Here is an 18,115-nt window from a genome sequence, read left to right as displayed (position 1 = left end):
CCGAAGCGGTTAATGTAAGGTTAGCGCGATCACGTCACGGAGAGCGTCATGCTGGTATTCTGGAAAGAGCGCCTGATCCTTCTTGCGGTGCCCAAGACGGGCACCACCGCGATCGAGGGGGCGCTGGCCCCGCGCGCGCAGATGGTGCTGCGCGATCCGCCGCAGATCAAGCATGCGCCGCTCTACCGCACCCGCCGCTTCGTGACGCCGCTGATCGAGGCGGCGGGCGGCGAGGGATTCGAGACGGTGGCCGCGGTGCGCGAGCCGGTGGACTGGCTCGGCAGCTGGTGGCGCTACCGCCGGCGCGACGATCTGGCGGGCCATGCCAACTCCACCCGCAACGTCCCCTTCGAGGAGTTCGTCGATCAATATGCGCGCGGCAAGCCCGCCCCCTATGCCTCGGTCGGCAGCCAGGCGCGCTTCGTCGGCTGCGGCGAGGGCAGCATCGGCGTCGATCACCTGTTCCGCTACGAGGCGATGGACAGGCTCGTGGCCTTTCTCGAAGAGCGGCTCGGCACGACGATCGAGCTGCCCCGGCTCAATGTCTCGCCCAAGCATCCCATGGAGCTGCCCGATCATGTCGCCTCGAAGCTGCGGCGCAAGCGCGCGGCCGAGTTCGAGGTCTGGCAGGCCGCGCGCGGCTGAAACGGCTCAGGCGGGGGCCTTGTCCTTCCCGCCCAGCGCGGCGGCGCGCTCGGGGTCCATGCCGCGCTTGAGCGCGCTGTCGCGCACCGCCTTGCGAACCGCCGAAGAGCGCCGCATCAGCCGCAGAAAGCGCGTCTCGTCGAGCTCCAGCAGCACCCCGTGGCTGAGCGCGCGCACCTCGGCGCGCCGCCGCTTGGGGCTGAGCAGTGCCAGCTGGCCGAACATCTCCCCCCGCCCGAGCCGCAACTTCTGCCCGGCGGTCTCGATCTCCACCGCGCCCGAGGCGATGAAGCTCACCGTGCGGGCCGGGGCGTCGCGCCGCTGCAAGACCTCACCGGCGGCGACGAAGCGCGTCACCAGCGCCTTGGACAGCCTCTGGCGCACCGGCTCGTCGAGATCGGAAAAGAGCGGGAACTGCTGCACCAGCACCGCCTTCTGCACCGCGAGGTCGAGCTTGGGCCGGGCTTCGGCCTCTTCGCGCCGCGCCTCGATCTGCGCCAGAAGCGTCGCGTGCAGCTCCGGCCCGATCAGCCCGTCCTCGCGCAGGGCGGCGTATTCGCGCTCCTCGATCCGAAGCGCGGTGCGGCGGATGAAGCGGCGCTCCAGCTCCTCGGCATAGCCGGGATATTGCAGCCTGAGCCCGTCGAGCGCCTGCGCCACCTGCTCGCCGCGCCTCCCGATCAGCTCGTGCAGAAGCTCGGCCACGCGGCGTCCGTGGATGCGGCGGATGCGGTTGTCGATGAAGCCGTCGAGATCGCGCAGCACCAGCCCTTGGGTCAGCAAGAGCTCGAACCGGTCGGCGGTGAGCCGCGCCAGCGGCTCCGAAATGTGCAGCCTGTTGTGCAGAAAGGCCGCGAACCGCGTCGGCCCGCCCTGCCCGAGGCTTTGCCGCGCGGCGCGGCGATAGCCCGAGCGCCCGCCCGTCCGCGTCGTCTCGATCAGCCGGTCGGCCTCCGACAGCGCCCGCTCGGCCTGCCGGTTGGAGATCGCCCGGTCGCGGAACAGTTCAAGAACATTCTCGCGTTCGGCCCCCGCCAGCGCGATCAGCCCGAGCGTGATCCGGTCGCTGTCGGAGATCGCGGCCCCTTCCTCGGCCTTCTCGACCGCCGCGTCGAGCCGCCCGGCAAAGCTCTTGGCCTCCGAGCGCACCGTCTCGCGCGTCAGCCCGTATTTCTCGGCCGCCTCGCTCACCGTCTCACGCACCGTCTGCAGCGCCACGGCGACCACCTGCCGCGCCAGCGCCGCGTCGAGCGGCGAGAGCTTCTCCAGCCCCAGCCGCTTGACCAGCGGCCGCAGCGTGACGCCCTGCACGATCAGGGTGAACAGCGTGAAGCCGGTGGCGATGATGCCGGTGAGGCGGCGGACCTCCTCGGGCACGCGCAGGCTTTCGGTCACCGCCAGCGCCAGCGCCAGCGTGATCGCGCCGCGCAAACCGCCCCAGAGGATCGCCACCCGGTAGGAGCGATCCACGGGGGGCGAGAGGCGCAGCCGCGTCAGCAGCGGCAAGAGCCCCCACAGGATCGCCACCCTTGCGCCCAGCGCCGCCAGCGTCACCACCGCGACCAGCGCGAAATCCTGCGCCCGCGCGCCATTGAGCAGCCGCGGGATCAGCAGGGCGGCGAGCAGGAAGATGAAGGCCCCGGCCCAATGCGCCAGCAGATCCCAGACCTCGCGCATGTTGGTCCAGGCCAGCGGCGAAAGCCGGCCGGGTGCCGCGAGGTTGAGCGTCAGCCCCGCCCCCACCACGGCGATCACGCCAGAGGCGCCGACCAGCTTCTCGGCCACGATATAGGCAAGATAGGGCAGCGCCACCGAGATGGAGATCTGCGCCAGCGCGAACCGCCCCAGCCAGCGCATCAACCGCACCGCGATCTGCGCCATGACCCAGCCCGTCAGGCCGCCCGCGCCCAGAAGCCACGGGAATTGCGCCAGCGCGGCCCCCAGCTCGGGGTTGGGCACGCCGCGCATCACGAAGCCCATGAACAGGCCGAACAGCGCGATGGCGGCGGCGTCGTTGAGAAGGCTCTCGCCCTCGATGATCCGGCCCAGACGGCGGGGGGCCGCGAGGTTGCGAAAGATCGAGACCACCGCGGAGGGGTCGGTCGTCGAGACGATCGCGCCGATCAGCAGGCAGGCCATCAGCGGCAGCACGCCGGTGAGGAACAGCGCGTAGCCCACGGTGAAGGTCGCCACCACGACCGCGACAACCGCCAGCGTCAGGATCGGCACCCAGTCGTCGATCATCCGCCGCAGGTTCACCCCCAGCGTCACCTGGAACAGCAGCGTCGGCAGGAACACGTAGAGAAACACGTTCGAGCGGATCGGCAGGTTCAAAATCGCCTCGGCCACCGGGTTGAGCGCATCGGTGATCTGGGTGTTGAGAAAGAACGCGGCCCCCGTGCCCGCCAGCAGGCCGAGGCCCGCGAGGATCACGTTGAAGGGCAGCCGCAGGCGCGCCGCGAGCGGCTCTCCCAGCCCGATCAGCAGAAAGAAGACGGCGAGGATGGCGGTGGCGATGACGATATCCATGGCGTTGCGATACAGGCTTGGCGCGGCATGGGGAATGGCCCCGATGCATGGCGGGACCGAACGGGGCGCGGGCGCGGCTGCGGCAGGATTGGCACAGCGACGCGCCATCCCGGCGTGTTCACGTCCTCTTGAGGGACCCCGCGGCAAGAGCGCCCGTTAAATTCGTGAAAGACCGCCCAAGCGGTGCCGCTTTCTCGCCCGGCTGCGAACGCCCTGCCTGCGCAGGCTTTGGGAATCGCAACCGCCGAAGCGAAGCAGCGCCTAAGCGGCGGCTAAGCGAAGGCCGCAAACAAGGAACGCGACATGCCGAGCAATACCAGCACCAAGGACGCCCCCGCCCCGAGCCGCAAGGGCCAGCAATCCCCCAAGAAGCCGCTGTTCCGCGATTTCGCGGCGATCTGAGCCGCACCCTTTCGCGGCCGGGCGCGGCGGGCTAGAACGGATCGGGATTGCCTCCCCCACGGAGTTTGCCGATGCGCTACAGCCGTCGCGCCGCCCTTGCGGGCCTCATGGCCCTTGCCGCCTGCGGACGACGCCAGCCGCCGCCGCCGCCCGATCTCTACCCCAACGAGACGCCGCGGCTGCGCCGGCTCATCAACGGCTACGCCGATGCCTACGACGTGCCGCGCGATCTGGTGCACCGCGTCGTGCAGCGCGAAAGCTCCTACAACCCGCGCGCGCGCAACGGCCCCTATTATGGGCTGATGCAGATCCTGCCCCAGACCGCCCGCACCATGGGCCATCGCGGCGCGCCCTCGGAGCTTCTCGATCCCGCCACCAACCTGCGCTACGCGGTGAAATACCTGCGCGGGGCGTGGATCGTGGCCAATGGCAACCGCGACAAGGCGGTGCAATGGTATGCGCGCGGCTACTACTACGAGGCGCGCGACCGCTGCCTGCTGGTCGAGACCGGCCTGCGCGACAGCGAAGTGAAATGCTAGGGCCATGAGCGTCTCCGACCCCGAGCGCCTGCGCGAGATCGTCGGGGAGATCTGCGATCACATGGCGCGCGAGACCGATCGCGGCCAAGTCGCCGATTACATCCCCGAGCTGGCCAAGGTCGACGCGAATCGCTTCGCTCTGGCGCTGGCGCTGCCTTCGGGCGAGGTGATCGGCGGCGGCGACGCCGACACGCGCTTCTCGATCCAGAGCGTCTCCAAGGTCTTCGCCCTCGCCGTGGCGCTGGGCCGGATCGGCGACCAGCTCTGGACCCGCGTGGGGCGCGAGCCCTCTGGCGATCCGTTCAATTCGATCGTGCAGCTCGAACACGAGCGCGGCCTGCCGCGCAACCCGTTCATCAATGCGGGCGCCATCGCGGTGACGGATGCCATCCTGTCGCGCTCCGAGCCGCGCGAGGCGCTGGGCCAGATCCTGCAATTCGTGCGCTTTCTGGCCGATGACGACGACATCGCCATCGACCCGGGCGTCGCCGCCTCCGAGACGGTCTCGGGCTGGCGCAACGCCGCGCTGGCCAATTTCATGCGCGATTTCGGCACCATCGAGCGCCACCCCGAAAAGGTGCTCGGCACCTATTTCCACCAATGCGCCATCGCCATGACGCCGCGCCAGCTGGCGCTGGCGGGGCGGTTCCTTGCCTTCGACGGGGCGCTCACCCCGGGCGGCGCGCGCGCCATCGCGCCGCGCATGGCGCGCCAGATCAACGCGCTGATGCTGACCTGCGGGCATTACGACGGCTCGGGCGAATTCGCCTTTCGCGTGGGCCTTCCGGGCAAGAGCGGCGTCGGCGGCGGCATCCTTGCCGTCGCGCCGGGCCGCGCCTCCATCGGCGCGTGGTCGCCGGGGCTCAACGCGGTGGGCAATTCGCAGCTCGCCTCGATGGCGCTGGAGATGCTGGCCGACCGCACCGGCTGGTCGGTCTTTGCGCCGAAGTGAAACGAAAAAGGCCCGCGCTCTCGCGCGGGCCTTTCCTCGTGCTCCCGAAGGCGCGGCTTCAGCCGACCAGTTCGAGGCCCGAGAAGAAGAAGGAGATCTCTTCCTTGGCGGTCTCGGGGGCGTCCGAGCCATGCACCGAGTTCTCGCCGACGCTCTCGGCGAATTCGGCGCGGATGGTGCCGGGGGCGGCATCGGCGGGGTTGGTCGCGCCCATGACTTCGCGGTTCTTGGCGATCGCGCCTTCGCCTTCGAGCACCTGCACGACGACCGGGCCGGAGGCCATGAATTCGGTCAGCTCACCGAAGAAGGGACGCTCCTTGTGCACGGCGTAGAACTGGCCGGCCTGGTCCTGGGTCAGCTGGATGCGCTTTTGCGCGACGATGCGCAGGCCCGCATCCTCGAACTTGGCGTTGATCTTGCCGGTCAGGTTGCGCTTGGTGGCGTCGGGCTTGATGATCGAGAGCGTGCGTTCGGTGGCCATGATGTCCCTCATTTGAACAGGTTGCGGCAGGGGGCACGACACGCGCCCCCGGTCGGGCCGCGCCCTAGCACGCGGGGGGCCGCCTGAAAAGCCGCTCCTCGCGCCCAAAGCCCCGGCGGCGCGCCAAGGCCCCGGCCCGGGGATTTGCGTATTTGAGGAAAGATGAACCAGGGAGGCGCGCCCCTTCGGTTCATCTTTCTCCAAATACGCATGGCGCGACATTGGCCCCCTGGCGCCCGGCCCGTTGACCCGGGCGCCGGCTTCGGGCAAGCCGCTGCCATGTTGCGCATCACAGACATCTCATATTCCGTCGAGGGCCGCCCGCTTCTCGAACATACCTCCGCCGTGATCCCGGCCGGCCACAAGGTCGGCGTGGTGGGTCGCAACGGCACAGGCAAATCCACGCTGTTCAAGCTGATCCGCGGCGAGCTGACGCTCGACACCGGCGAGATCGAGCTGCCGCGCGGCGCCCGCATCGGCGGCGTGGCGCAGGAGGTGCCGGGCAACGAGGTCTCGCTCATCGACACCGTGCTCGCCGCCGATACCGAGCGCGCAAGCCTGATGGCCGAGGAGGCGACCGACCCCGCCCGCATCGCCGAAATCCAGACCCGGCTGACCGATATCGACGCATGGTCGGCCGAGGCGCGCGCCGCGACGATCCTCAAGGGGCTCGGCTTCACCCATGAAGAGCAGCTCATGCCCTGCTCCGCCTTTTCGGGCGGCTGGCGGATGCGCGTGGCGCTCGCCGCGGTGCTGTTCTCCGAGCCCGACCTGCTGCTCTTGGACGAGCCCACGAACTATCTCGATCTCGAAGGCGCGCTCTGGCTCGAAAACTACCTCGTGCGCTATCCGCATACCGTGCTGATCGTCAGCCACGACCGCGAGCTTCTCAACCGCTCCGTCGGCGGCATCCTGCATCTGGAAAACCGCACGCTGACCTACTGGTCGGGCAATTACGACCAGTTCGCCAAGGCCCGCGCCGCCCAGCGCGCCGTGCTCGTCGCAGCCAGCAAGAAGCAGGACGCCCAGCGCGCCCATCTGCAAAGCTTCGTCGACCGCTTCAAGGCCAAGGCGTCCAAGGCCAAGCAGGCCCAGAGCCGGGTCAAGATGCTCGAAAAGATGGAGACGATCCGCGTGCCCGAAGACGCCGCGCGCACCGTCTTCACCTTCCCCGAGCCCGAGGAGCTGTCGCCGCCGATCATCGCCACCGAGGGCGTGAGCGTCGGCTATGACGGCAAGGCGGTGCTGTCGAAGCTCGATCTCAGGATCGATCAGGACGACCGCATCGCGCTTCTGGGCCGCAATGGCGAGGGCAAGTCGACCCTGTCGAAGCTCCTGTCGGACCGGCTCGCGCCCATGGGCGGCAAGATCGTGCGCTCCAACAAGCTGCGCATCGGCTTCTTCGCGCAGCACCAGGTCGACGAGCTGCGCGTCGAGGAGACGCCGCTGCAGCACATCCAGCGCGCCCTGCCCGACGTGGCTCCGCCCAAGCTGCGGGCGCGTCTGGCGGGCTTCGGCCTCGGTGCCGCACAGGCCGAGACGGCGGTGGGCCGGCTTTCGGGCGGGCAGAAGGCGCGGCTCTCGCTCCTGCTGGGCACCATCGACGCGCCGCATCTGCTCATCCTCGACGAGCCGACCAACCACCTCGACATCGAAAGCCGCGAGGCGCTGGTCGAGGCGCTCACCGCCTATTCCGGCGCGGTGATCCTCGTGAGCCACGACATGCATCTTCTGTCGATGGTCGCCGACCGGCTCTGGCTGGTGAAGGACGGGCGCGTCTCGGCCTATGAGGAGGATCTGCCCGCCTATCGCAAGATGCTGCTCTCGGGCGACAAGCCCGCCGAAAAGCCCAAATCCGAGAAGCCCAAAGCCCCCAAACCCTCGCGCGAGGCAATCCTCTCGCTCAGATCCGAGGCCCGCAAGGCCGAGGAGCGGGTCAACAAGATCAACGAGATGCGCGACAAGCTCGCCAAGAAGCTCGCCGATCCCGCGCTCTACGAGGATGCCCGCAAGGGCGAGCTGGAAACCTGGAACAAGAAATACGCCGAAGTCATGGAGGCGCTGGGCCGGGCCGAGGCGCTGTGGATGGCGGCGCTCGAAAAGCTCGAACAGGCCGAGGCCGCGTGATCCGCGCCTATCGCCCCGCGGACTGGCCGGCGCTGTGGGAGATCCTGCGCCCGATCATCCGCGCGGGCGAGACCTACTGCCTGCCGCCCGAAATGGATGAGGCCGAGGCCCGCGAGATGTGGCTCGGCCCGCCCACCACGCGCGTCAGCATAGCCGAGATCGGCGGGCGGATCCTCGGCACCGGCCATATGGGCCCCAACCGCCCCGGCCCCGGCGCGCATGTGGCCAATGCCAGCTACATGGTGGCGCATGAGGCGCAAGGCCGGGGCGTCGGCCGGGCGCTGGTGCTCGATTCGCTCTCTTGGGTCGCGCGCGAGGGCTTCGCCGGGTTGCAGTTCAACGCCGTGGCCGAGACCAATCGCGGCGCGATCAAACTCTACCGCGAGCTGGGCTTCTGTATTCTCGGCACCGTGCCCGGCGGCTTCGCCCACCCGCGCGAGGGCCGGGTCGGGCTGCACATCATGTATCGCGCCGCGCAAGAGACGGACATCGCGACCGACCGGGAGATCAGCGCATGATCGAAATCGCCACCCTTGTCACCGCCTTCACCACCCTGTTCGTGATCGTCGATCCGATCGGCCTCGCGCCGCTCTTCGTGGCGATGACGGCGGAGATGACCGCCGCGCAGCGGCGCAAGGTCGCGGCGCGGGCGCTGCTGACCTCGGCGGGGCTGATGCTGCTGTTCCTGCTCTTGGGCGACGCGGTGCTGCGCTTCATCGGCATCTCGGTCCCGGCCTTCCGCATCGCGGGCGGGGTGCTCTTGTTCATCACCGCGCTCGACATGCTGTTCGAACGCCGGCAGGCGCGGCGGCGCGACAATGCCGAGGGCGCGGTCGAGGCCGAGCCCGATCAGGACCCCTCGATCTTTCCGCTGGCGCTGCCGCTGATCGTCGGGCCGGGCGCGATCACCACGCTGATCCTGCTCACCGCCGAAGCGGGCCCCGCGGGCTATGCGGCGATCTACGGCGTGGCGCTGGCGGTGCTGGCGACCGTCTGGATCGCCTTCGCGCTCGCCGGGCCGCTGGCGCGGGTGCTGGGGCCGGTGGGGCTCAACGTCGTCACGCGGGTGCTCGGCATGCTGCTCGCCGCGCTGGCGGTGCAGTTCATCATCGACGGTCTGCACGGTTCCGGCTTCGGCCTGCCTTTCCCCGGCGCGAATTGACCCCATATTGGGGGTATGAGCCCCGATAACCTCGCCAGCCTCGCCTATCTCGGTCTTCTCGGCGCCGCTATCGCCGGGTGGTTCGTGGTGCAGAACCGCGACCGCCTCGGCCAGCTGGCCCAGCAGGCCGCGCTCTGGGCGCTGATCTTCATCGGCGTCATCGCCGCCGCCGGGCTGTGGGGCGATATCCGCGACGACGTGACCCCGCGCCAGACCATGGTCGGCGCGCAGGGCATCGAGGTGCCGCAGGCGCGCGACGGGCATTACTACCTCACGCTCGACATCAACGGCACGCCGGTCGAGTTCGTCGTCGATACCGGCGCCACCGACATGGTGCTGAGCCGCGAGGATGCGCGCCGCGCCGGGATCGACCCCGAGGCGCTGAACTATTTCGGCTCCGCCGTCACCGCCAACGGCACCGTGCGCACCGCGCGGGTCACGCTCGACAGCGTGGCGCTGGGGCAGATCGAGGATGAGGGGCTTGGCGCGGTCGTCACCGATGGCGATCTTTCGGCCTCGCTTCTGGGCATGGGCTATCTGCGGCTGTTCGGCCGGATCGAGATCGAGGGCGGCAAGCTGATGCTGACGCGCTGAGCGCTAGCCTTCGGCCTTCTTGGTCCAGCGCCCGTTCTCCTGCGCCCAGTACTGCGCCGCGCATCCTGCCCGGGTGAGCCGCTTCCACTGCCCCCGCGCGGCCTGCACCGCCGCCTCGTCGAAGCCGTCGAACAGGATGCAGACCCGCTCGGCGGCCTGCACCTCCTCGGCATGCGCCTCCGCCCCATCAAGGCAGATCACGCAAGGCAGCCCCGGCGCGGGCTCGCCCTCGGCGGTGAGCAGGATCGGCTGCGCCGCGTCCTGCGCGCCCCCCGCCCGGCCATGGGCGAGAAAGCTTTCGGGCGGGCCCATCCGCCACAGCGCGGCATCGAGCCGGTCCATGGCGCGGGCGGCGCGGCCCCGGATCTCCACCCGCCAGCCCTGCTTGCCCGCGAGCTTGAGAAGCTGCGGCAACAGCTCCTCGGCCGGGCCGTCGGTCAGGTGATAGAAGAAGGCCGCGCCCATCGCCCTCAGCCCTCGTAGCGGTCGGCCACGAGGCGGTTGAGCGCCATCACGCCCCAGCCGGTCGCGCCCTTGGGCCCGAGCGCCCAGTCGGATTTGAGCGACGCGGTGCCCGCGATGTCGAGATGGATCCAAGGGGTGCCATCCTGCACGAAGCGCTTGAGGAACTGCGCCGCCGTGATCGAGCCGCCCTCGCGCCCCGTGCCGACATTGCGCATGTCCGCCACCCGGCTTTTCAGCACCTTGTCATAGGCCTCGCCCATCGGCAGCCGCCACGCGCCCTCGCCCTCGGCCTGCGCTGCCGACAAAAGCGCCTCGGCAAAGCCGTCCTCGTTCGAGAAGACGCCGGTGTTCTCATGGCCCAGCGCGACGATGATCGCGCCGGTGAGGGTGGCGAGATCGATCATGCCCGCGGGCTTGAACCGCTCCTGCGCGTACCACATCACGTCGGCCAGAACGAGCCGGCCCTCGGCATCGGTGTTGATCACCTCGATCGTGTCGCCCTTCATGGAGCGCACCACGTCGCCGGGGCGGGTGGCGTTGCCCGAGGGCATGTTCTCGACAAGGCCGACGAGCCCCACGACATTGGCCTTGGCCCGGCGCAGCGCCAGCGCGCGCATCGTGCCCGCGACGGTGCCCGCGCCGCCCATGTCCATGGTCATGTCTTCCATGCCTGCGGCGGGCTTGAGCGAGATGCCCCCGGTATCGAACACCACGCCCTTGCCGACAAGCGCCAGCGGCGCCTCGTCGCCGCCGCCATTCCAGCGCATCACCACGACCTTGGAGGGGCTGACCGAGCCCTGCCCCACGGCCAGCAGCGCGCCCATGCCGAGCTTTTCGAGCTCGTCCTCCTCGAGGATCTCGACCTCCAGCCCCAGCTCCTGCATCGCCGCGAGGCGGGCGGCGAAATCATCGGTGGTCAGCACGTTGGCGGGCTCGTTGACGAGATCGCGGGTGAAGGCCACGCCCTCGGCGATCGCGGCCATCGGTCCGGCCGCGGCGGCCAGCGCCTCCGAATCGTCGGACATGACGCGCACCCGGCCCTCCGGCTCCGCGCTCTCGTCGGGCTTTTGATGCGCGTCGAAGCGGTAGGCGCGCAGCGCCAGCCCCAGCGCCATCTCGTCGGCATGGCGCAGCCCAGAGGCCAGCACCGTCAGATCGCCGCGCCCGGCGGCGGCGGCGATCGCCCCGCCCGCGCGGCGCAGCGCCAGCCGGTCGGCCTCGGCATCGTGCCTGACCGCCAGCACGGCCTCGGCGGCGATGCCCGCGGGCACCGCGATCTCGATCACCTCGCCGGGCTTGGCCCGCTCCCAGCGCGCGCTCGCGGCCAGCCGCGACAGCGCGCCGCCCATGGCGGTGTCGAGCGCGCCGGCGGCCTCGCCCTCGGGGCCTTGGGCGGCGACGAAGACGGCGAGACGCCCGGCGCTCTGGGCGAGCGCCTGCGGGTCATGGGGCAGAAAATCGATGCGGGGGGTGCGGGACATGCCAGCTCCTTCGGGCTCATGGTCTTTGGCGGCGGAGCCTAGCCGCCGCGGCCCGCAATGGCCAGATCGCGGTTCAACCCGCCCGCGCGCTGGGCTAACATGCGCCCGGTAGGGCGGCCGGCGCGGCGGCTGGTGACGAGCGAGGGCCCGTGGCACGATTCGACAGATACATGCTGTCGCAGCTGATGATGCTGTTCGGCTTCTTCGCGCTGGTGCTGGTGCTGGTCTACTGGGTCAACAGCGCGGTGCAGCTGTTCGACCAGCTCGTCGCCGACGGGCAGAACCTCTCGGTGTTTCTCGAACTGACCATGCTCGGCCTGCCCTCGCTGATCCGGCTGGTGCTGCCGATCGCGGGCTTCATCGCCGCGCTCTACGTCACCAACCGGCTCAGCGCCGACAGCGAGCTGACGGTGATGCGCGCCACCGGCTTCTCGCCCTTCCGCCTGGCGCGGCCGGTGCTGGTCTTCGGCCTGGCGGCGGGGCTGCTGACCGGGGCGCTGACGGTGGTGATCAACCCGATGGCGCAGGCCCGGCTCGCCGAGCGGCAGGCCGACATCGCCCGCAGCGCCACCGCCCGGCTTTTGCAGGAGGGGCAGTTTCTCAGCCCGGTCTCGGGCATCACCGTCTATATCCGCGACATCACCCCCGAGGGCGAGCTGCGCGATCTTCTGATCTCGGACAATCGCGACCCGGAGGAAAACGTCACCTATACCGCCTCGAGCGCCTATCTGGTCGAGACGGCGCAGGCGCCGCAGCTGGTGATGATCTCGGGGCTGGTGCAGGTGCTGCGCCACGAGACGGCGCTGCTCTCCACCACCCGTTTCGAGGAGTTCGCCTATGATCTCGCACCGCTCACCCGGGGCGACGGCCAGGAGCGCATCCGCGCGCGGCAGGTCGCCACGCGCGATCTGCTCTTTCCCACGCCCGAGCTGATGGAGGCCACGGAAGACAGCGCCGCCGAGCTGGTCGGCGAGGCGCATGAGCGCATCGCCGCGGCGCTGCTGGCCGCCGCCGCGCCGCTGATCGGCTTTGCGACGCTGCTTTTGGGCGGCTTTTCGCGCTTCGGCCTCTGGCGCCAGATCCTGCTCGCGATCGGGCTGATCATCGTGGTTCATTCGCTCGAATCCGTGGCCGCCTCGGCCATGCGCGGCGATCCCGCGCGCTGGCCGATGATCTACCTGCCCGGCACGGTGGCCTTCGTCATCGCGGCAGTCGAGCTTGGGCTCGCGGCGCGCCCGGCGCGGCGCGGCATCGGGCGGCGACGGCGCGCGGAGCGGCTGGCATGATCCTGCACCGCTACTATGCCCGCCGCTTCGTCATGGCCTTTCTCGGCACCGGCGCGGCCTTCTTCACCCTGATGGCGATGCTCGATCTCGTCGATCAGGCGCGCCGCTACGGCGACACCGCCGGCGCCGGAGAGCTTGTCACGCTGACCTTGCTCAACGTGCCCGCGGATCTCTACGAGATCCTGCCGCTGATCATGATCATCTCCGGCATCGCCTTCTTTCTCGGTCTGGCGCGCTCCTCCGAGCTCGTGGTGACCCGCGCCGCCGGGCGTTCGGCGCTGGCCGCACTCACCGCCCCGGTGGCGGTGACGATCATGATCGGCCTCGCCTCGGTGGCGCTGATCAACCCGCTGGTTGCGGCCACCAGCCGCGCCTTCGAGGCCCGCAGCGACAGCCTCAAGGGCATCGACCGGGTCATCGCCCTCTCCGATGACGGGCTCTGGCTGCGCCAGGGCGACGAGGGCGCGCAGACGGTGATCCGCGCCGTCAGCAGCAATCTCGACGGCACCATGCTGCGCGAGGCGAGCTTCCTGACGCTCGACGCCCGGGGCCGCCCCCTCCAGCGGGTCGAGGCGGATCTGGCGCAGCTGCAATCGGGCCAATGGCTGCTGCGCGGCGTCAAGCGCTGGCCGCTGACCGCCGACAACCCCGAGACGCTGGCCGAGCGGCTGCCGCAGATGACGCTGGCTTCCTCGCTCACCGCCGGGCAGATCCGCGACAGCTTCGGCGATCCGGCCTCGATCTCGGTGTGGAAGCTGCCGGGCTTCATCGAGCGACTGAAGGCCGCGGGCTTCACCGCGCGCCGCCACCAGGTCTTCTTGCAGACCGAGCTGGCGCAGCCCGCCTTCCTGACCGCGATGCTGCTGATCGGTGCGGGCTTCACCATGCGCCACCAGCGCGGCGGCCGGGTCGGTGTCATGGTGCTGGGCGCGATCCTGCTGAGTTTCGGGGTGTATTTCCTGCGCAATTTCGCGCAGATCCTCGGCGAGAACGGGCAGATCCCGCCGGCGCTCGCCGCATGGGCGCCCCCCGTCGCGGCGATCCTGTCGTCGCTCGGCCTGCTGCTGCACCTGGAGGATGGATGATCCGCCTGATCACGGCCCTGCTTTGCCTTGCCCCCGCTCCTGCTGTGGCCCAGGGCCTCGCCCAGCTCGTCGCCGACGAGATCACGCTCTCGGGCGAAGAAAGACTGGTCGCGCGCGGCCAGGTCGAGGCCTTCTACGAGGGCACCCGGCTCAGGGCGGCGCAGATCAGCTACGACCGCGCCACCGACAGCCTCTCCGTCACCGGCCCGATCCTGATCACCACCCCCGAGGGCGAGATCTTCACCGCCCAGGCCGCCGAGATCGACGCCGAGCTCGGCGCGGGGCTGTTGCGCGGCGCGCGGCTGGTGCTTGACCGGCAGCTGCAGATCGCCGCGGCGCGGATCGACCGCACCGAGACCGGGCTGACCGCCCTGACCCGCACCGCCGCCACCTCCTGCCAGGTCTGCGGCGACAAGGCGCCGCTATGGGAGATCCGGGCCTCTAGGGTCGTGCATGACGACGAGGCCGGCCAGCTCTATTTCGACGATGCCAGCTTTCACATCCGCGGCGTCCCGGTGATCTGGCTGCCGCGGCTGCGCCTGCCCGACCCGTCGCTCGAACGCGCCCCGGGGCTGCTGGTGCCGCAGCTGTTTTCCTCCGACACGCTCGGCTTCGGCCTGAAGCTGCCCTATTTCGTGCCGCTCGGCGCGCGGCGCGACCTGACGGTGACGCCCTGGATCGCCACGCAGGCGCGCAACCTCGAACTGGGCTACCGCGAGGCCTTCCGCAGCGGCTGGGTCGATCTCGACTTTCATCTCGCCGATGACGAGACCACCACCGAAGGGCTGCGCTACGCCCTTCTGGGCGAGGGCGCCTTTGCCCTGCCGCGCGACATCCGCCTCGAATTCGATCTCGAAGCCGTCTCGGACCGGGCCGTCCTGCTCGATTACGACCTGTCGGATGCCGACCGGCTCGACAGCCGCCTGCGGGCCTACCGCTTGGGCGATACCGGCTATGGGCTGGCGCAGATCACCTATTACGAAAGCCTGCGCGAGGGGGAGACCAGCCCCTCGCTGCCGCCCCTCGTGGCGCGGCTCGAACACGAGACCGTGCTGCGCCCCGGCCCCTCGGGCGGCGAGCTGACGCTGCGCGTGGATGCCGATGCGGCATGGCGCGACGAGGCGACCCCGCGCGACGCGCGCGACGAGGCGCGCATGGGCTTCTCGGCCGACTGGCACCGCGGCCGGGTGCTCGGCCCCGGCATTCTGTTCGATACGGAGGTGCAGCTGCGCTTCGACGGCTATGCCGTTTCGGGCGGCGACCTGTCGCCGCGCGCCTGGGAAGCCGCGGGGGTGACGCTGCGCTGGCCGCTCATGCGCCATGAGAGCGGCTCGGACGCCACGCAGGTGATCGAGCCTGTGGCCAGCCTCTCCTATGCCGCGCGGCAGGGCACGCGGCCCGCCAACCGCGACGCCCGCCTGCCGGAATTCGGCCCCGCCAGCCTGCACGCGCTCGACCGTCTGCCGGGCGAAGACCTGCTCGAAACCGGGCTGAGCGCCGGGCTCGGGCTGCGCTGGAGCCGCACCGACAGCGAGGGGCGCGGGCTCTCGGTCCTTGCCGGTCAGCTCTTGCGCGACGACGAGCTCGACGATCTGTCCGAAGGCGCGGGCCTGGGCCGGACCAGGTCGGACTGGCTGGTCTCGGCCCGCGCCGATCTGGGCGAGGCGCTCGATCTCGGGGTCCATGCCACCTTCGACAGCCAGTTCGAGGTCTCGGGCGCCGAGGCCCGGCTCGATCTCGATCGCGGCCCGGTCGATCTCTCGGCCGCCTATCTGTGGCTTCAGCCCGAAGCGGGTGGCGGCCAGCTCGAAGAGATCAGCGAGGTCTCGCTCGACAGTGAGGTTCGCCTCGGGCCGCGCTGGAGCCTCGCCGCCGAGGCGCGCTACGACATCGCCGCCGACGCGCCGGTGCGCGCCGGGATCGGCGCCGGCTGGCGCAACGAATGCGTCACGGTGGACCTTTCGGTATCGCGCCGCTACACCGAGACCGACGACGTGGATCCTTCCACCAGCTTCGGGCTTTCGGTCAATCTGAACGGCTTCTCCGCCGCCGGGCAGAGCGTGACCGCGGCGCGGGCCTGCGAGGACTGACAGCGAGTGATTCGACGATGATGGGAGCCGGAATGCGGGCTTTGAATTTCGTGGGCGCCGCGGCGCTGGCCGTCGCGCTGGCCGCGCCATCGGGCGCCATGGCGCAGGGGCTCTTCGCCCCCGCCGTGACCGTGAACGGCAGCGCCGTCACCAATTACGAGCTGGACCAGCGCGCCAAGCTGCTCGCCGCCTTCAACACGCCGGGCGATCCGGCAGAGCTGGCGCGCGAACAGCTGGTCGAGGAAAAGCTCAAGCTGCAGGCGCTCGACCGCGCCGGGATGCAGCTCACCGATGAAGGGCTTACCACCGCGATGGAAGAGTTCGCGCAGCGCGCGAACCTGTCGCTCGACGCCTTTCTCGCCCAGCTCGCAAGCCAGGGCATCGCCCGCGAGACGCTGCGCGATTTCGTGAAGGTCAACGCCTCGTGGCGCGACTACATCCGCCGCCGCTACGGCCAGACAATCGAGGTCAGCGAGACCGAGATCGACGCGGGCCTCGCGCAGCAAAGCGGGCCCGACGGGGTCGAGCTGCTGCTCAACGAGATCATCATCGCCGCCCCGCCGCCGCGCGCCGCCGCTGCCATGGCCCGCGCCGAGACGATCTCCAAACTGCGCTCCACCGCCGCCTTCGAAGCGCAGGCGCGCGAGGTCTCGGCCCTGCCCACCCGCGATCAGGGCGGCCGGCTCGACTGGGCCGCGCTGTCGAACTATCCCGCCGGGCTGCACGGGCTCTTGCTGTCGCTCGAGCCGGGCGAGGTGACGCCGCCGATCCCGATCCGCAACGGCGTGGCGCTGTTCCAGCTGCGCGACATCCGCGAGGCGCCGCAGGCCCCCGCCGAGATCGCCGAGATCGATTACGCGCAATTCGCCATTCCCGGCGCCGGCACCGCGCAGGCGCTGGCCGAGGCGGCGCGCATCGACGCGGTGACCGACACCTGCGACGATCTCTACGGCGTGGCCCGCGGCCTGCCCGAGGAGCGGCTGGTGCGCCGCAGCGTGCCCCCTTCGGCGCTGCCACGCGATCTGGGGCTCGAACTGGCGCGGCTCGACCGCGACGAGGCCTCGTGGAACCTCACCAGCGACGGCGCGCTGCTGTTCACCATGCTTTGCGCCCGCACCCCCGCCGCCGCGACCGACGAGGCCGCGCGCAGCGCCATGCGCAACCAGATCGTCAGCAGGAAGCTCACCGCGCGCGCCGACATCCTGCTCGCCGAGCTGCGCGCGCAGGCGCGCATCGCGCCGTGAGACCGATCGCGATCTCCTGCGGCGAGCCCGCGGGCATCGGCCCCGAGATCGCGGCCCGCGCCTGGGAGCGGCTGCGCGGCGAGATCCCCCTCATCTGGCTCGGCGATCCGCGTCATCTGCCCGGGGCCGTGGCGTGGCAGGCGGTGGAAAGCGCGGACGAAGCCGCCGCCGTCTCGGGAGAGGCGCTGCCGGTGCTGACGCGGGATTTCGGCGCGCCCGCCGTGCCCGGCCAGCCGGATCCCTCCCATGCCCGGGGCGTGATCGACGCGATACGCGACGGCGTGGATCTGGTGCGCGCGGGTGAGTGCGCGGGGCTCTGCACCGCCCCGATCCACAAGGCCGCGCTGATCGACGGCGCGGGCTTCGCCCATCCCGGCCATACCGAATACCTTGCCGATCTGGCGGGCGTGGGCGAGGTGGTGATGATGCTCGCCTGCCCGGAACTGCGCGTCGTCCCCGCGACGATCCACATCCCGCTGTCGCAGGTGCCCGCACGGCTCACGCCCGAGCTGCTCGAAGCCACGATCCGCATTACCCATGCCGCGCTGATCCGCGATTTCGGCGTCACCGCCCCGCGCATCGCCATCGCCGGGCTGAACCCGCATGCGGGCGAGGACGGCAAGATGGGGCGCGAGGAGATGCTGATGATCGCGCCGCTTCTTGATCGGCTGCGCGGCGAGGGCTTCGACCTCATGGGGCCGATGTCGGCCGACACGATGTTCCACGCCTCCGCCCGCGCGGGCTATGACGCGGCGGTCTGCATGTATCACGATCAGGCGCTGATCCCGATCAAGACCATCGATTTCTCGGGCGGCGTCAACGTCACGCTCGGCCTGCCCTTCATTCGCACCTCGCCCGATCACGGCACCGCCTTCGGCATCGCGGGCAAGGGGCTGGCCGACCCGTCATCGATGATCGCGGCGCTGCGCATGGCCGCCGATATGGCGCAGGCGCGCGCATCGCGCTAGGGAAGCGGCGCGGCGGTCCCCGGCGGAGCGCCATGCGTATTTATCGGGAAAATGAACAAGGGATC

Annotated in this window: 16 protein-coding genes; 12 read left to right on the top strand and 4 right to left on the bottom strand. The window is 70.3% G+C overall.

Annotation, left to right across the window (positions count from 1 at the left end; translation table 11 throughout):
• The first annotated feature begins 48 nt into the window (after nt 1-48).
• Nucleotides 49-645 (top strand): gamma-glutamyl kinase, encoded by a 597-nt coding sequence (locus CJ301_RS00205; protein WP_099273034.1) that lies wholly within the window; start codon nt 49-51, stop codon nt 643-645.
• Between the two features lie 6 nt (nt 646-651).
• Here CJ301_RS00205 and CJ301_RS00200 read toward each other — a convergent pair whose 3' ends face one another.
• Complete coding sequence (locus CJ301_RS00200) at nt 652-3,174, bottom strand: cation:proton antiporter (protein ID WP_099273032.1); 2,523 nt, start codon at nt 3,172-3,174, stop codon at nt 652-654.
• Nucleotides 3,175-3,647: 473 nt separating this feature from the next.
• On the opposite strand from CJ301_RS00200, the gene CJ301_RS00195 reads away from it, so the two are divergent.
• Nucleotides 3,648-4,115, top strand: a complete 468-nt coding sequence (locus CJ301_RS00195; protein WP_099273030.1) for a lytic transglycosylase domain-containing protein — start codon at nt 3,648-3,650, stop codon at nt 4,113-4,115.
• Between the two features lie 4 nt (nt 4,116-4,119).
• A complete protein-coding gene (locus tag CJ301_RS00190; RefSeq protein WP_099273028.1) occupies nt 4,120-5,067 on the top strand; it encodes a glutaminase in 948 nt (315 codons plus the stop codon).
• 58 nt (nt 5,068-5,125) lie between these two features.
• Here the strand turns inward: CJ301_RS00190 and ndk are convergent, their stop codons facing one another.
• The gene (gene ndk, locus CJ301_RS00185; protein WP_099273026.1) at nt 5,126-5,548 is read right to left on the bottom strand and encodes a nucleoside-diphosphate kinase; all 423 of its coding nucleotides are present in this window, start codon (nt 5,546-5,548) and stop codon (nt 5,126-5,128) included.
• A 279-nt stretch (nt 5,549-5,827) separates the two neighbouring features.
• On the opposite strand from ndk, the gene CJ301_RS00180 reads away from it, so the two are divergent.
• From CJ301_RS00180 to CJ301_RS00165, 4 genes are read left to right on the top strand one after another with little or no spacing between them, the layout of a single operon-like run.
• Nucleotides 5,828-7,675: an ABC-F family ATP-binding cassette domain-containing protein gene (locus CJ301_RS00180; protein WP_099273024.1), complete on the top strand. Its 1,848-nt coding sequence runs from the start codon at nt 5,828-5,830 to the stop codon at nt 7,673-7,675.
• Complete coding sequence (locus CJ301_RS00175) at nt 7,672-8,193, top strand: GNAT family N-acetyltransferase (protein ID WP_099273022.1); 522 nt, start codon at nt 7,672-7,674, stop codon at nt 8,191-8,193. Before CJ301_RS00180 ends, CJ301_RS00175 begins: the two co-directional genes overlap by 4 nt.
• Nucleotides 8,190-8,837, top strand: a complete 648-nt coding sequence (locus CJ301_RS00170; protein WP_099273020.1) for a MarC family protein — start codon at nt 8,190-8,192, stop codon at nt 8,835-8,837. Before CJ301_RS00175 ends, CJ301_RS00170 begins: the two co-directional genes overlap by 4 nt.
• Nucleotides 8,838-8,852: 15 nt before the next feature.
• On the top strand, nt 8,853-9,431 hold the full coding sequence (locus tag CJ301_RS00165) for a retropepsin-like aspartic protease family protein (RefSeq protein WP_099273018.1): 579 nt from the start codon (nt 8,853-8,855) through the stop codon (nt 9,429-9,431).
• 3 nt (nt 9,432-9,434) lie between these two features.
• Here CJ301_RS00165 and CJ301_RS00160 read toward each other — a convergent pair whose 3' ends face one another.
• Both CJ301_RS00160 and CJ301_RS00155 read right to left on the bottom strand, forming a co-directional pair.
• On the bottom strand, nt 9,435-9,896 hold the full coding sequence (locus CJ301_RS00160; protein WP_099273016.1) for a DNA polymerase III subunit chi: 462 nt from the start codon (nt 9,894-9,896) through the stop codon (nt 9,435-9,437).
• Nucleotides 9,897-9,901: 5 nt separating this feature from the next.
• Nucleotides 9,902-11,377: a leucyl aminopeptidase gene (locus tag CJ301_RS00155; RefSeq protein ID WP_099273014.1), complete on the bottom strand. Its 1,476-nt coding sequence runs from the start codon at nt 11,375-11,377 to the stop codon at nt 9,902-9,904.
• A gap of 170 nt (nt 11,378-11,547) precedes the next feature.
• Here CJ301_RS00155 and lptF point away from each other — a divergent pair, with 170 nt between their 5' ends.
• The 5 genes from lptF to pdxA are packed head-to-tail and all read left to right on the top strand — an operon-like array spanning nt 11,548 to nt 18,050.
• Entirely contained in the window at nt 11,548-12,663 is a 1,116-nt protein-coding gene (lptF, locus tag CJ301_RS00150) for an LPS export ABC transporter permease LptF (protein WP_099273012.1), read from the top strand.
• Nucleotides 12,660-13,748 (top strand): LPS export ABC transporter permease LptG, encoded by a 1,089-nt coding sequence (lptG, locus tag CJ301_RS00145; RefSeq protein WP_099273010.1) that lies wholly within the window; start codon nt 12,660-12,662, stop codon nt 13,746-13,748. The genes lptF and lptG overlap by 4 nt, the downstream gene beginning before the upstream one ends.
• Nucleotides 13,745-15,838 (top strand): LPS-assembly protein LptD, encoded by a 2,094-nt coding sequence (locus CJ301_RS00140; protein ID WP_162620370.1) that lies wholly within the window; start codon nt 13,745-13,747, stop codon nt 15,836-15,838. The genes lptG and CJ301_RS00140 overlap by 4 nt, the downstream gene beginning before the upstream one ends.
• Before the next feature lie 32 nt (nt 15,839-15,870).
• On the top strand, nt 15,871-17,082 hold the full coding sequence (locus CJ301_RS00135) for a peptidylprolyl isomerase (RefSeq protein ID WP_099273006.1): 1,212 nt from the start codon (nt 15,871-15,873) through the stop codon (nt 17,080-17,082).
• Nucleotides 17,079-18,050, top strand: a complete 972-nt coding sequence (gene pdxA, locus CJ301_RS00130; protein WP_099273004.1) for a 4-hydroxythreonine-4-phosphate dehydrogenase PdxA — start codon at nt 17,079-17,081, stop codon at nt 18,048-18,050. The genes CJ301_RS00135 and pdxA overlap by 4 nt, the downstream gene beginning before the upstream one ends.
• Nucleotides 18,051-18,115 lie beyond the last annotated feature (65 nt).

Source organism: Limimaricola cinnabarinus (assembly GCF_002723615.1).
Classification (GTDB): Bacteria; Pseudomonadota; Alphaproteobacteria; order Rhodobacterales; family Rhodobacteraceae; genus Limimaricola; species Limimaricola cinnabarinus_B.
Note: the sequence above shows the minus strand (reverse complement) of the source record. Positions and strands in the feature narration are given on the sequence as shown.